At 40.4% G+C, this 12,683-nt stretch carries 14 protein-coding genes; all 14 read left to right on the top strand.

Annotation, left to right across the window (positions count from 1 at the left end; translation table 11 throughout):
- The first annotated feature begins 110 nt into the window (after window positions 1–110).
- Window positions 111–989, top strand: a complete 879-nt coding sequence (locus JKG61_RS17310; protein ID WP_202104202.1) for a diacylglycerol/lipid kinase family protein — start codon at window positions 111–113, stop codon at window positions 987–989.
- A 151-nt stretch (window positions 990–1,140) separates the two neighbouring features.
- Entirely contained in the window at window positions 1,141–1,488 is a 348-nt protein-coding gene (locus JKG61_RS17305; RefSeq protein WP_202104201.1) for a translation initiation factor, read from the top strand.
- A gap of 400 nt (window positions 1,489–1,888) precedes the next feature.
- A complete protein-coding gene (locus JKG61_RS17300; RefSeq protein ID WP_021068301.1) occupies window positions 1,889–2,719 on the top strand; it encodes a MotA/TolQ/ExbB proton channel family protein in 831 nt (276 codons plus the stop codon).
- A 95-nt stretch (window positions 2,720–2,814) separates the two neighbouring features.
- Complete coding sequence (locus JKG61_RS17295; protein ID WP_021068300.1) at window positions 2,815–3,471, top strand: ExbD/TolR family protein; 657 nt, start codon at window positions 2,815–2,817, stop codon at window positions 3,469–3,471.
- 15 nt (window positions 3,472–3,486) lie between these two features.
- Window positions 3,487–4,038, top strand: a complete 552-nt coding sequence (locus tag JKG61_RS17290; RefSeq protein ID WP_202104200.1) for an ExbD/TolR family protein — start codon at window positions 3,487–3,489, stop codon at window positions 4,036–4,038.
- 34 nt (window positions 4,039–4,072) lie between these two features.
- The gene (locus tag JKG61_RS17285; RefSeq protein ID WP_202104199.1) at window positions 4,073–4,954 is read left to right on the top strand and encodes an energy transducer TonB; all 882 of its coding nucleotides are present in this window, start codon (window positions 4,073–4,075) and stop codon (window positions 4,952–4,954) included.
- A gap of 291 nt (window positions 4,955–5,245) precedes the next feature.
- Window positions 5,246–6,151 carry a PstS family phosphate ABC transporter substrate-binding protein gene (locus JKG61_RS17280; RefSeq protein WP_202104198.1) on the top strand — a complete coding sequence of 302 codons (906 nt, stop codon included), beginning with the start codon at window positions 5,246–5,248 and terminating at the stop codon, window positions 6,149–6,151.
- 48 nt (window positions 6,152–6,199) lie between these two features.
- Entirely contained in the window at window positions 6,200–7,909 is a 1,710-nt protein-coding gene (locus JKG61_RS17275; RefSeq protein WP_237249523.1) for a tetratricopeptide repeat protein, read from the top strand.
- Between the two features lie 105 nt (window positions 7,910–8,014).
- Window positions 8,015–8,395, top strand: coding sequence for an NADH-quinone oxidoreductase subunit A (locus tag JKG61_RS17270; protein ID WP_202104196.1), 381 nt, complete (start codon window positions 8,015–8,017; stop codon window positions 8,393–8,395).
- Window positions 8,396–8,487: 92 nt separating this feature from the next.
- Window positions 8,488–9,042 carry an NADH-quinone oxidoreductase subunit B gene (locus JKG61_RS17265; RefSeq protein ID WP_202104195.1) on the top strand — a complete coding sequence of 185 codons (555 nt, stop codon included), beginning with the start codon at window positions 8,488–8,490 and terminating at the stop codon, window positions 9,040–9,042.
- The gene (locus JKG61_RS17260; RefSeq protein ID WP_202104194.1) at window positions 9,035–9,538 is read left to right on the top strand and encodes an NADH-quinone oxidoreductase subunit C; all 504 of its coding nucleotides are present in this window, start codon (window positions 9,035–9,037) and stop codon (window positions 9,536–9,538) included. The genes JKG61_RS17265 and JKG61_RS17260 overlap by 8 nt, the downstream gene beginning before the upstream one ends.
- 18 nt (window positions 9,539–9,556) lie before the next feature.
- A complete protein-coding gene (locus JKG61_RS17255; RefSeq protein WP_202104193.1) occupies window positions 9,557–10,792 on the top strand; it encodes an NADH-quinone oxidoreductase subunit D in 1,236 nt (411 codons plus the stop codon).
- Complete coding sequence (locus JKG61_RS17250; protein WP_202104192.1) at window positions 10,785–11,312, top strand: NADH-quinone oxidoreductase subunit NuoE family protein; 528 nt, start codon at window positions 10,785–10,787, stop codon at window positions 11,310–11,312. The genes JKG61_RS17255 and JKG61_RS17250 overlap by 8 nt, the downstream gene beginning before the upstream one ends.
- Before the next feature lie 5 nt (window positions 11,313–11,317).
- Window positions 11,318–12,673: an NADH-quinone oxidoreductase subunit NuoF gene (nuoF, locus tag JKG61_RS17245; protein ID WP_202104191.1), complete on the top strand. Its 1,356-nt coding sequence runs from the start codon at window positions 11,318–11,320 to the stop codon at window positions 12,671–12,673.
- Window positions 12,674–12,683: the final 10 nt, after the last annotated feature.

Below are 12,683 nucleotides of genomic sequence, written 5' to 3'. Positions count from 1 at the left end.
AGCTACAACTCTTTTATAACTATTAAAAGCTAATTTTAGTTATTCCAAGATTTGGACGATTATTAATTGCAATGTAATCTATATCTTTACAGACGTGACAGTATGCATTTATGGAAGATCAAAAGAAGATACTTTTTGTGATAAACCCCATTTCGGGAGGTAAAAAGAAAACAGCTTTCAATAAGAAAGTTTTGGAAGTTCTTGATTTAAAGAAATTTAACCCGACTTTTCAACAGACGACAAAGCCCAATCACGCTTATGAATTGGGTAAAAAGGCAATAGAAGATAAATATGATGCGGTTATCGCTGTGGGCGGTGATGGTACTATTAATGAATTGGGAGCCGCACTGGTCGGATCAGGAATTCCTTTGGGCATTATTCCAGAGGGCTCAGGTAATGGTTTGGCCCTGTATTTAGGAATACCTATGAATGAGACTGCTGCTATCCGCCGGTTGAATCGATTCGAAACAGTGGATGTCGACTGCGGCACGGTCAATGGTAAACCCTTTTTCAATATTGCGGGATTAGGTTTTGATGCGTCCGTGAGTGACCGCTTTGCCAACGACTCCATACGTGGTCCGATCGGTTATTTGCGGTCGGTTGTTAATGTATTAAGCAAGTACAAACCCTGTCATTATACGTTGACCATAGATGGGAAAAAATATGAACGTGAAGCGTTTATGATATCGGTTGCAAACTCGCCTCAATATGGTAATAATGCATATATCGCACCCAATGCGTCTGTTAATGATGGTCTTTTGGATGTTTGTATAGTACATAAATTCCCGCTTTATATTTTGCCCATGATGGTGTATCATCTTTTTAACCGCTCGGCGGACCAGTCGGAGTATGTGGAAATTATTCCAGGGAAGGACATCCTGATCGAGCGCGATGATACCGGACCGGTACATGTCGATGGAGAGCCATTAGTGTTGCCTGGTAATCTACAGATTGAAGTAAAACCAAGCTCATTGAAAATAATATGTTAATGAGGGAGCGGCAAAATTGTGAAACTGTAAAACCGTAAAGGCGTTACTCTATATTAAAATAAAGTTATAACAGTGACAAAAATTATGATGGTTATGGAAAAATCCTTGTAACCTACATCACTTTTATAACTTCTATAACTTTTAAATAAAAATGTCAAAGCAAAAAAAGCAACGGTACGAAGGTGTTGTCTATTCAACAGATAGCTCTTTTAACTACGATGAGAATCTAGATTTTGAGATAGATACTTTACCCAATGAAAAGCAGAAGCTGAAAGTTCTTTTGGATCGTAAATCCCGTAAAGGAAAAGTTGTCACTGTTATTGAAGGATTTGTAGGTAAAGATAGCGATCTGGAGAATCTCGCTAAATTGTTAAAGCAAAAATGCGGAGTGGGCGGATCTGCGAAAGATGGCGAAATTTTGATACAAGGAGATTTTAAGCAAAAAGTTTTTGAATTATTAGCATCTTCTGGATATAACGTAAAACAAGTTGGTGGATAAGACAATTTTTGATTTATAAATACGTTAATACAAGGATCTTAGCAGCGTAAGGTACAGTAAAGCACAAATATGTTGAAACAATCAAAGTGAGTGATAGCTTACTTATTTTTTTCGATTAACTATTTATTAATTTGCATATCAAAGAAAAAATAGTTTTTATTGCATAATATTCACAAGATGGGAACATTTAATTTATATGTGTATTGAGGATATGATTGCCGCTGATGCTCATCCGTCAAGCACATTAAAAAGAGTTTAAAATTAAATGCTAAAAAATTTGACTTTTGTAACAAAATAGTATATTTGTTTTGACAGACGTCAAAATGATGCGACAAGTATTGCATAAAATTGAATTAAACATAAATAATTAAACAACAGTAAAATCTAAAATTTAGTAAAAATGGCAAACGCACCAAAAACTACTAGCCCAGCAAAACAAGAGAGTGGCAATTCAGGTAACTTATTTGCGAGCTTATCTATCGTTATTTGTTTTATCATTGGTTATTTGATTTGGGAATATGTGATGGGTAATCCTTCAAACTTTATTGATGGAAAACAGGAGAATCAACCGCTTCCAGGTAACTATGGTGGTATGGTTTATCACGCTGGTTATGTAGTTCCCGTTCTATTGGGATTATTTTTAATGGTATGGGTATTCGCTATTGAGCGTTTTATCGTTATCGGCAAAGCTTCAGGTACAGGTAATGTAGGTAACTTCGTAAGAAAAGTACAATCATTATTAAAAACAGGTAGTATCGATACAGCTATCGCTGAGTGTGACAAACAAAAAGGATCCGTTGCTAACGTGATCAAAGCAGGTTTGTTAAAATACAAAGATGTGGAGGCTAACCCAGGATTGGATTCAGAAAAATCGGCTTTGGCTATCCAAAAAGAAATCGAAGAGACTACAGCATTAGAAATGCCGATGTTAGAGAAAAATCTTAACGTATTGGCTACATTGGTTTCTATCGGTACATTGACTGGTCTATTAGGAACGGTAACAGGTATGATCAAGGCCTTCTCGGCGTTGGCAACAGGTGGTGCACCAGATTCAGCTAAATTAGCAAACGGTATTTCAGAGGCTCTTATCAATACAGCGACAGGTATTGCTACATCTACATTTGCGATTGTAATGTACAACATCTTGACTGCAAAAATCGACAAATTAACTTACTCTATCGACGAGGCTGGTTTCTCTATCGTACAAACGTACGCGGCTAACCACAAATAAGATGCTTTGAATAAATTTCAATTTTTTTATGGAAATTGAAATAGGCAAGCATCATTAAGTAAAGAAGAGTTGTTAATTAAAAAAGATTAAAGAAAATGGGTAAAGCAAAAGTAAAAAGAGCCAGTACATCGATCGATATGACCGCGATGTGTGACGTATCTTTCTTGCTTCTTACGTTCTTCGTTCTTACAGCAACCGCAAGACAACAAGAGTCACTTATTGTTGACGCACCACATTCGTATTCGGAAGCAAAATTGCCTGATGGAAACGTAGCGATGATCACAGTAGGTGATGAAGGGAAAGTCTTCTTTCATATGTCAGACCAAAACGTACGTGTACAAGCATTACAGCAAATGGGCGCGTTGTATGGTATTGAATTTACACCAGAGGAATATGGTAAATTCAAATCGATGGAAGATTTTGGGGTGTCAATGAAAACAATGAAAACATTGTTGGCTGCAGAATCAGGCGATAGAACGGCAGATAAGCAAAAAGGTATCCCTGTAGATTCGACGACAAATGCATCAAATGAATTGTCATCATGGGTAAAACAGGCTAGATTGGCATCAGCAAAGATATTGAGAGATAAAGCTATTGAAAGTGGTGGCGATCCGGATGATATCGAGCTAATGACCGTAGCAATCAAGGCAGATGCTGATGAGAAGTTTCCTAGTTTGAATTTAATAATTGAAACATTACGTAATCAGAAGCAAAACAAGTTCAGTTTCGTAACTGGTCTTAAAGCTGATTAAATAGAATAGAGACAAATGGCAGAATTAAATCAAGACTCTGGTAAGAAAAGTAAAAAAGGCAGAACCAAGAAAGATGGTGGTAAGGTCGATCTTACAGCCATGGTTGACTTGGCGTTCTTACTGATTACGTTCTTTATGTTGACCACTTCCTTGAATAAGCCTCAAGCGATGGATGTCGCTATGCCTGATAAAAATGTCGAGACCGATAAACAGACAGATGTAGATGTGGATGAGCATCGTAGTGTGACTTTAGTATTGGGGTCTGATGACAAACTTATCTGGTATCAGGGGGATGTCAAGAAGCCACTTCAAGGACCGACAGTTGTTGATTATAGTAAAGATGGCCTACGTGCCGTACTTATTAAGATGAAACAATTAGTTCCTCAGCAGGCAGGTGGTAAAGATATGATCGTGGTGATACGACCAAGTGAGAAATCAGTAACTAGAAATATCGTAGATGCATTGGACGAGATGAAAATCGTAGATGTCAAACGTTATATGATATCTAACCGTATCATGACCGAAGAAGTTGAGCTATTGAAAAAAGATAATCTGTATAACGACTAGTCGCCACATATAGTTATCATAAAACAGAATTAATATGTTTGAAAAATTAAATATATTTAAAAAGGAGTGGCTTGATGTTGTCTTCGAGAACAGGAACAAGGCCTATGGAGCTTACGAGCTTCGTAAGCTGGGGCCGAAAGCGACTAACACCGCGTTACTGATCGTAATGGCAGTTGTTGCAGTTTTCAGTATTCCTTCCGCAATGAATCTAAAGCTTTTTTCAGGAAAAGAGGCTCCTAAAGAGGAGATTGCTTTCACAGAAGAGGTTACTTTAGAGGATCTGGCGGAGAAGCTTCCTGAAGAAGAAGAAAAGCCACCTGTGCAAGAGGAAGCACCTAAAATTGCAGAATCTAAACCAGCATTGGATGTAGTGGCTCTACCAGAAATCAAGCCTGTTCCTAAGGAGAAGGCTGTGGAGCAAGAGGTCGCTACAGTAGAGGAAGCTACAGATAAGAAAAAACTTATCGGCCCTGTTGCTATGAAAGGTATGAAGGGTGGAAGCATTACGACAGAAGGCAAATGGGGTACTAAAGATGTAGCTGGTTCAGCTACGGGTAGTACCAAAGGTGTGGAAGGCGGAACAGGTACAGGGGAGGAAATCTTCGAATCTGTGGAGATCCAACCAGAACCGCCAGGTGGTATGGCTGCATTCCGTAAGTGGATTGGAGACAACTATCAGTACCCTTCAGGAGCCATTGATGCAGGAGTGAAAGGAACTGTCCAGGTATCATTCGTGGTAGAGAAAAACGGCGAGCTGACTGATGTCAAGGTCGTTCGTGACCTATCCTACGGTACGGGACAGGCGGCTGTCAACCTGTTGAAGAAAGCGAAAAAGTGGAGCCCAGGTATACAGAACGGACGTCCTGTACGTGTTGCCTATACTTTACCGATTCGTTTGGACTTAACAAATATGTAATGAGTGTGAATAACAACTCAAGAAGCAATAAATTTAGACAGAAATCGCCAACACAGCGATTTCTGTCCATTTTAGGCCTATGTATGTTCCTTTTTTATTTCATTTTAGGTCTATTAATTATCTTTTGGAAACAGTTTCCATTAGAGATCGACAAGACGTATAAAAATATGTTTGGTGGCTTACTAATTGTATATTCTTTTATGCGGTTTGCTAGACTTTGGCAAAATAATTTTTTACGATAAAAAATAATAAGCGATTAATCTTTCTGTTAATCTTTAAATCTTACTGTATATGAAGCTGTTTTTTTGTTCTGTGTTGATCGGTGTTGTTACTCTGGGCGTTACAGGTTGTTCTAATACCAAGAAGGAGAAGAAGGATGATATCCTAGCTGGGGTGTTGCAAGTTGCCGTAGACGAAACCGTTTTGCCTTTGTTTTTGGAACAGAAAGAAGTTTTTGAGAGTTCATATTACAATGCTAAAATCGACGAACATGCTAAGCCTGAAGTACAGGTTGTTAACAGTCTTTTAAATGGTGATGTGGCTTTCGCAGTATTGACAAGGCAGTTGACTGAGGACGAGCGAAAGGGATTCGAAGCCAGATCCATTAGGCCAAGGATTTATAACGTTGCGTATGATGGCATTATTTTGGTAGGAAATGTTAACGATGCGGATACGAGTGCAAAAGTGTCTGATGTTATAGAGTTGATGAAAGGCAATAAAGCACAGAATTACTCGTTAATTTTTGACAACCTAAACTCAAGTGTCTTCCGTTATTTTAGAGAACTGGGGAAAATTGATAAAGTTGCCAGCGTGTATGTGGAGGCAAAGGGCAGTGCCGATGCTGTTCTAAGGGAAGTAGCCGAAAAAAAAGGAAAAGTTGGCTTGATTAGTTATAATCAATTTTTATCTTTAGAAAGTTCTTTTTCAGAAAAAGATAAAATTCGTATCTTGAGCGTAGTTAACGAACAGTCGGGCGAAAGGAAATTTGTCAAACCTTCTCAAACGAGTTTAGCTACAGGGGAATACCCTTTGAAGCGAGAGATTTTCGTCTTGAACTACCAGCCGAATATGGGTTTGGGAATCGGCTTCTCAGCTTTCATGACAGGGGATAGAGGACAACGCATAGTTTTGAAATCAGGATTATTACCTTATACAATGCCTGGTAGGGAAATAATAATTAGAGATAAAATAAATTAGTAAACAACTAGAATACAAGATAGAATTATGACAAAAAGCAAATTATTTTTGAGTTTATTACTAGCTGGGGCTGTGGTTGGTACAGCAAGTGCTCAAAGTTTGAAGGATGCTCAGGCTGCTATCGATGCAGAGCAGTACGATAAGGCTAAAGGTATTTTGCAAAATTTGGTCGAGAAGAAGGCTAAAGATGGTGAGAATTACTTTTACCTTGGACAGATTTATTTGATTAACGAAAAGGTGGATTCAGCGGCTATGATTTTCAACAATGGTCTGACCAATGCACCTAAGGAGCAATTGAACAGTGTCGGTTTAGGTATTGTTGATTTGATGAAGAACAATACTTCTGCTGCGGAGTCTAAATTTGCGACAGCAACAGCTTCTTTAGGAAAGAAAGACTATTTACCACTATATTATATCGGGCGTGCATATATTGATGCACCTAAGCCTGATTTTGCGAAAGCTGTAGATTATTTGACTCAGGCTAAAGCTAAAAATACTAAAGATGCTATGGTTCCTGTAGCATTGGGAGATGCTTTCTTAGGATTAAAAGATAATAGCCAGGCTTATGTGAGTTACCGTGATGCATTGAATGTAGACCCGAACTTGGTTAAAGCAAGGGTCCAACAGGCATTAATTACAAGACGGGCATTTGCTTTTGATGAGGCGTTGGAGCAATATAATAATATTGCATCTGAATACCCTAACTATGGTCCGGTATATCGCGAAATAGCAGAGACACAGTTGCAAATGGCGAAACGTATGCCTGATAATACCGATGAGGAAAAAGCGGCTTACGAAGCACAGGTTGCAAAGGCTGTAGATAGTTATAAAAAATATTTGCAGGTCACAGGTGATATGTCTCCGGAGGCTAATGTACGTTATGCGGATTTCTTGGTATATGGTCAAAAATATGACGAGTTGAAAACGGTAGCAGAAAAGTTGGCTAATGTACCGGGGGTAGATGCTAAGGTGTTCCGTTATTTAGGTTTGATCGCTGTCAACCAAGATAAAGATTATGCGAAAGGTGTTGAGTATTTCGACAAGTTATTTGCTGGTGCAGAAGAAAGCCGTCTGATCGATATCGATTATCTTTTCTCGGGTTTAGCAAACATCGAAGCAGGGAATATTGCTAAAGGACTTCCTAATTTGCAGAAGGCTTTAGAAATGAATCCTGAGATGATGCCAGAAATCGGCTCGGCTGGTATGGTTGCTTTTGGTCAAGGTAAATATGATGTAGCTGCCGCTATCTTCAATATACCTGCGCAGAAGGCGGGAACGGATTTCTATTACGAAGCAAATTACTTCTTGGGAATGGCAAATTTCCGCGCGGGAGCAGCTAAGAAAGAAAAGGAAGAAGATGCGACGAAAGAATTGAATGACGCGATCAAAGCATTTGACGTTATTGTGAAATCAAATGATCAAAAAGTCTATGACGAATATTTGGTACAGGCGCTGTATATGACAGGTTATGCGAATATGCAGTTGGATGTTATTAACCCAGAGACTCCAGAATTGACTAAAGGATTGTTTGTGCCTGCTTTTGATCAATTGATCAAGGTCTTGAAAGATAAACAAGCTGCCGGTGAGACATTGGATGATGATGCAACTTCTAAACTGGTGGACTCTTACAATAACGTTGGATACTTCCATTTATTGAAAGGTGAAAATAAGAAAGCATTGGAGTATTTTGAGAATACAATCAAGATTAATCCAGAGGATGAAACGGCTCAGGCTTATATCGACTATTTAAAGAGCTAAATTTCTAGATATAAATAATAAAAAGGGGAACTGTCATTCAGTTCCCCTTTTTATTTGGGGATAAAATTCATATTTTTGTGTATATAACTGAGACTTAAACTGATCATGGAAAACGTACAAATAGAGAATATGCCGGTAGATTATCTGCCTATTCTGATTCAATTAGCTGTCGCTACAGGTTTCGGAGTTCTTACTATCGTGGGGACGCACCTTTTGGGGCCAAAGGTACGGTCTGAGAAAAAACTTTCTTCTTTCGAGTCGGGTGTTGAGGTGGTGGGTAATGCAAGGCAGCCTTTCTCCATCAAATACTTCCTTGTCGCAATCTTATTTGTCATTTTTGATATAGAAGTGATATTTATGTATCCTTGGGCTGTTAACTTTAGAGAGTTTGGAATGCAGGGACTTATTGAGATGTTTATCTTTATGGGAATGCTGCTTTTGGGCTTTATCTATGTGATCAAGAAGAAGGCGCTCGATTGGGATTAGAATAGTTCTAAATAGTAATCCTGAGCCTCAATACAGGATTAAAAATATTATATTGAGCCGAGAAATAAACTACGGAAAGAAGAAGACTAATTATGAGCAAAGTTACCTTAGCCGAAGCGCCTCCGGGTGTGGAAGGAGCTGGATTTTTTGCCACTTCCTTAGATAAAGCCATTGGATTGGCTCGAGCGAATTCGCTATGGCCCTTGCCTTTTGCGACATCTTGTTGCGGTATTGAATTTATGGCTACCATGGGTTCTACCTATGATTTAGCTCGTTTTGGTGCAGAACGGCCTAGTTTTTCGCCTCGTCAGGCCGATATGCTGTTGGTGATGGGTACTATTGCCAAAAAAATGGCGCCAGTGTTGAGGCAGGTCTATATACAGATGGCTGAGCCTCGTTGGGTGATTGCTGTTGGAGCTTGCGCATCTAGTGGAGGGATTTTTGACACGTATTCTGTTCTTCAGGGAGTTGATGAAATCATCCCTGTGGATGTATATGTGCCGGGTTGTCCCCCTCGCCCTGAAGCTATTTTAGATGGTGTGCTGAAGCTTCAAGAAATTGTTAAAAGCGAGTCCTTGAATCGAAGAAATACTCCAGAGTATAAAGCATTATTAGAAAAGTACGGAATAGAAGCAAACAATGAATAAGTTGGATAATCAAGTTATAATCGATCGGTTGCAGTCTGTTTTTAACGATAGGGTTCGTTTTTTAGGTGAGCCGCACGGTCTATTGGCCATAGAGACGGAGTCTGCTGATATTTTGGAGTTGCTAGCATTCGTCAAGAATGATGAAATGCTCCGGTTAAACTATTTGACCGATATTACAGCTGTTCATTATCCCAATCAGAACAAACAATATGCAATAGTATATCACCTGCATAATCTTTTTCAGAATATACGTATTCGTATTAAAGTCTTTGTCGGCGGTGAACAGCCTACAGTACCTTCGGCTACCTCCCTATGGAGTGGGGCCAATTGGATGGAGCGCGAGACCTATGATTTTTTTGGGATTCATTTTGAAGGACATCCGGATTTGAGACGTATTTTAAACATGGACGATTTAGGGGTTTTCCCGATGCGGAAAGAATATCCGCTAGAAGATCCTAATCGGATAGACAAGAAAGATTTTTATTTTGGCCGTTAACTTCAAGTGTAGATTAAGATGAGTAACCGAATAACCAAGATAACCCCAAACAGCCCTGTTTTTTTTGATAATGACCCGCAAGATGAGTTGATAACGCTCAATCTCGGGCCTACCCACCCAGCTACACATGGTGTATTTCAGAATGTGTTGCAGATTGATGGGGAACGAATCGTGAGTGGTGTCTCTACGATAGGCTATATACATCGTGCTTTTGAAAAGATAGCGGAGCACCGTCCTTTTTATCAGATTACAACACTGACGGATCGTTTGAACTATTGTTCGTCACCTATCAATAATATGGGGTGGCATATGACCGTCGAGAAGCTGTTGGATATCGAGATTCCAAAGCGCGTACAATATATGCGTGTTATTGTCATGGAGCTTGCTCGTATTGCTGACCATATTATCTGTAATGGTATTTTGGGAGTTGATACAGGGGCGTTTTCGGGCTTTTTGTATGTCATGCAGGAGCGGGAATTTATCTATGAGATATTTGAAGAAATATGTGGAGCTCGATTGACTACAAATATTGGCCGTATAGGTGGATTTGAACGTGACTTCAATGAAGTTGCATTTGATAAAATTAGAGAGTTTTTAAAGCGCTATCCTCCAGTTTTGAGCGAGTTTGAAGAGCTGTTTGTGCGCAACCGTATATTTATAGAACGGACTTCGGGGGTGGCAGCGGTCACACCAGAGCAGGCTTTGGACTACTGTTGGTCCGGCCCGATTTTACGTGCTACCGGTGTAGATTATGATGTACGTGTAACCGCGCCTTATTGTTCGTACGAAGAGTTTGAGTTTGATGTTCCTGTAGGAACGAATGGAGACGTCTATGACCGTTTTATGGTTCGTAACGCGGAGATGTGGCAGTCTATGCGTATTATCCAACAGGCATTGGAAAAAATAGAAAAAGAGCCAAAAGGCATATTTCATGCAGACGTTCCTGATTTTTATCTACCTCCAAAAGAGCAGGTATTTAATAATATGGAAGCGTTGATCTATCATTTCAAAATCGTGATGGGTGAATGGGATACTCCAAAATCTGAAGTATATCATTCGGTAGAGGGTGCGAACGGTGAACTTGGATTTTATCTGATACACGATGGCGGAAGGACTCCCTACCGACTTCATTTCAGAAGACCTTCGTTTATCAATTATCAGATGTTTGCGCCAATGAGTAGCGGTATGTTGATATCGGATGCGATTATCAATATGAGTAGTTTAAATGTAATAGCGGGAGAATTAGATGCTTAGTATACAAGAGAACCAACCGGTAGAATTTTCTGCGGTACTTTTAGAGCAGTTTGGAGAGATCGTTTCTCGATATCCCGAAGGTCGCCAAAAGGCAGCATTGCTGCCCATTCTTCACCTCGTTCAAGCGGAGTATGGATGGTTGAGTACAGCTAGTATGGATAAGGTGGCGGCTTATCTTCATATCCAGCCCATTGAGGTATATGAGGTTGCTACTTTTTATACGATGTATTTTTTAAGGCCTCAGGGCAAATACATGTTGGAAGTGTGTCGGACAGGGCCTTGTTGCCTAGTCGGCGCGGAAAAGATTATGCAGCATATTGAAAAACGTTTGGGAGTGAAAGAAGGGGAAGTTACGACTGATGGCCTGTTTTCTTGGCGTGGAGTGGAGTGTATGGCTGCCTGCGGTTATGGACCGGTACTGCAGATAGGACCGGAATATACCTTTTACGAGAATTTAACAGAAGAGAGTGTCGATGAGTTGATTGATACTTTACGAAATAAGGCTAAACAGCAAGCTTAAAACATATGGGACGTAAATTATTATTAGAGCATATCAATGAGCCGGGTATTCAAACTTTTGACGTCTATCGCCAAAAAGGGGGATACCGTGCTGTAGAAAAAGCATTAAAAAACATGTCTCCTGACGATGTCGTAGAGGAAGTTAAGAAATCTGGATTACGTGGACGTGGCGGCGCCGGATTCCCTACGGGGATGAAGTGGAGTTTCTTGGCAAAACCAGAGGGTGTTTCTCGGTACTTGGTGTGCAATGGGGACGAATCGGAACCAGGAACTTTCAAGGATAGATATTTGATGACGCATATCCCCCACGCATTAATTGAGGGAATGATTGTCTCGAGTTATGCGCTAGGTACCAATACGTCGTATATCTATGTGCGGGGGGAGATGATGCCGCAGATTCGAATTTTAGAACGTGCCATAGCCGAAACGAAAGCTGCGGGACTTTTAGGTAAGAATATACTCGGCACCGGCTATGACTTAGAAATCTATGTACAACCGGGTGGTGGGGCTTATATATGTGGAGAAGAGACGGCTCTTTTGGAATCGTTGGAAGGTAAGCGTGGTAATCCACGTATTAAACCGCCATTTCCGGCGGTTGCTGGGCTTTGGGGATGCCCTACGGTTGTAAATAATGTTGAGTCTATTGCATCTGTTGTGCCGATCATAAATGATGGAGGCGAAGAGTATGCAAAGATTGGTATAGAACGCAGTACAGGAACGAAACTAATCTCCGCGGGTGGAAATGTGAAAAATCCTGGAGTGTATGAGATTGAGTTGGGGGTACCTGTCGAGGAGTTTATTTACTCGGACGAGTATTGTGGAGGTATAGCCAATGGAAAACGGTTAAAGGCTTTGGTCGCTGGAGGATCTTCCGTTCCGATCCTGCCTGCTAACCTGATCTGTAAGACGATCAACAGTGATGCCCGCTTAATGACGTATGAGTCTTTAGCGGACGGTGGATTCCAAACGGGTACGATGATGGGATCGGGTGGTTTCATTGTATTTGATGAGGACCAATGTATTGTCCGCAATACCTGGAACTTTACGCGCTTCTATCATCACGAAAGCTGTGGACAATGTTCGCCTTGTCGTGAGGGGACAGGATGGATGGAGAAAGTGCTGTATAAAATCGAGCACGGACAAGGCACTATTGCGGATATTGACTTGTTGTGGGATATCCAACGCAAAATAGAAGGGAATACTATTTGCCCGCTAGGTGATGCTGCGGCATGGCCTGTTGCTGCGGCAATCCGGCACTTTAGGGATGAATTCGAATGGCATGTACTTCATTCGGGAGAGTCACAATCGCGGAATTATGGACTGGCACACTATGCGGATCCTATAAAACCTGTAATGCAGTAAAGGGATAATT

It is taken from the genome of Sphingobacterium faecale (assembly GCF_016746095.1).
In the GTDB taxonomy this organism is placed as follows: domain Bacteria; phylum Bacteroidota; class Bacteroidia; order Sphingobacteriales; family Sphingobacteriaceae; genus Sphingobacterium; species Sphingobacterium faecale.
The sequence above is the reverse complement of the archived record's forward strand: the minus strand, read 5'-3'. Positions and strand labels throughout refer to the sequence as shown.

What these genes read in the sequence shown, in the direction of transcription:
- JKG61_RS17310 (WP_202104202.1), top strand. Translation starts at nt 111, where the DNA reads ATGGAAGATCAAAAGAAGATACTTTTTGTGATAAACCCCATTTCGGGA.
- JKG61_RS17305 (WP_202104201.1), top strand. Translation starts at nt 1,141, where the DNA reads ATGTCAAAGCAAAAAAAGCAACGGTACGAAGGTGTTGTCTATTCAACA.
- JKG61_RS17300 (WP_021068301.1), top strand. Translation starts at nt 1,889, where the DNA reads ATGGCAAACGCACCAAAAACTACTAGCCCAGCAAAACAAGAGAGTGGC.
- JKG61_RS17295 (WP_021068300.1), top strand. Translation starts at nt 2,815, where the DNA reads ATGGGTAAAGCAAAAGTAAAAAGAGCCAGTACATCGATCGATATGACC.
- JKG61_RS17290 (WP_202104200.1), top strand. Translation starts at nt 3,487, where the DNA reads ATGGCAGAATTAAATCAAGACTCTGGTAAGAAAAGTAAAAAAGGCAGA.
- JKG61_RS17285 (WP_202104199.1), top strand. Translation starts at nt 4,073, where the DNA reads ATGTTTGAAAAATTAAATATATTTAAAAAGGAGTGGCTTGATGTTGTC.
- JKG61_RS17280 (WP_202104198.1), top strand. Translation starts at nt 5,246, where the DNA reads ATGAAGCTGTTTTTTTGTTCTGTGTTGATCGGTGTTGTTACTCTGGGC.
- JKG61_RS17270 (WP_202104196.1), top strand. Translation starts at nt 8,015, where the DNA reads ATGGAAAACGTACAAATAGAGAATATGCCGGTAGATTATCTGCCTATT.
- JKG61_RS17265 (WP_202104195.1), top strand. Translation starts at nt 8,488, where the DNA reads ATGAGCAAAGTTACCTTAGCCGAAGCGCCTCCGGGTGTGGAAGGAGCT.
- JKG61_RS17260 (WP_202104194.1), top strand. Translation starts at nt 9,035, where the DNA reads ATGAATAAGTTGGATAATCAAGTTATAATCGATCGGTTGCAGTCTGTT.
- JKG61_RS17255 (WP_202104193.1), top strand. Translation starts at nt 9,557, where the DNA reads ATGAGTAACCGAATAACCAAGATAACCCCAAACAGCCCTGTTTTTTTT.
- JKG61_RS17250 (WP_202104192.1), top strand. Translation starts at nt 10,785, where the DNA reads ATGCTTAGTATACAAGAGAACCAACCGGTAGAATTTTCTGCGGTACTT.
- nuoF (WP_202104191.1), top strand. Translation starts at nt 11,318, where the DNA reads ATGGGACGTAAATTATTATTAGAGCATATCAATGAGCCGGGTATTCAA.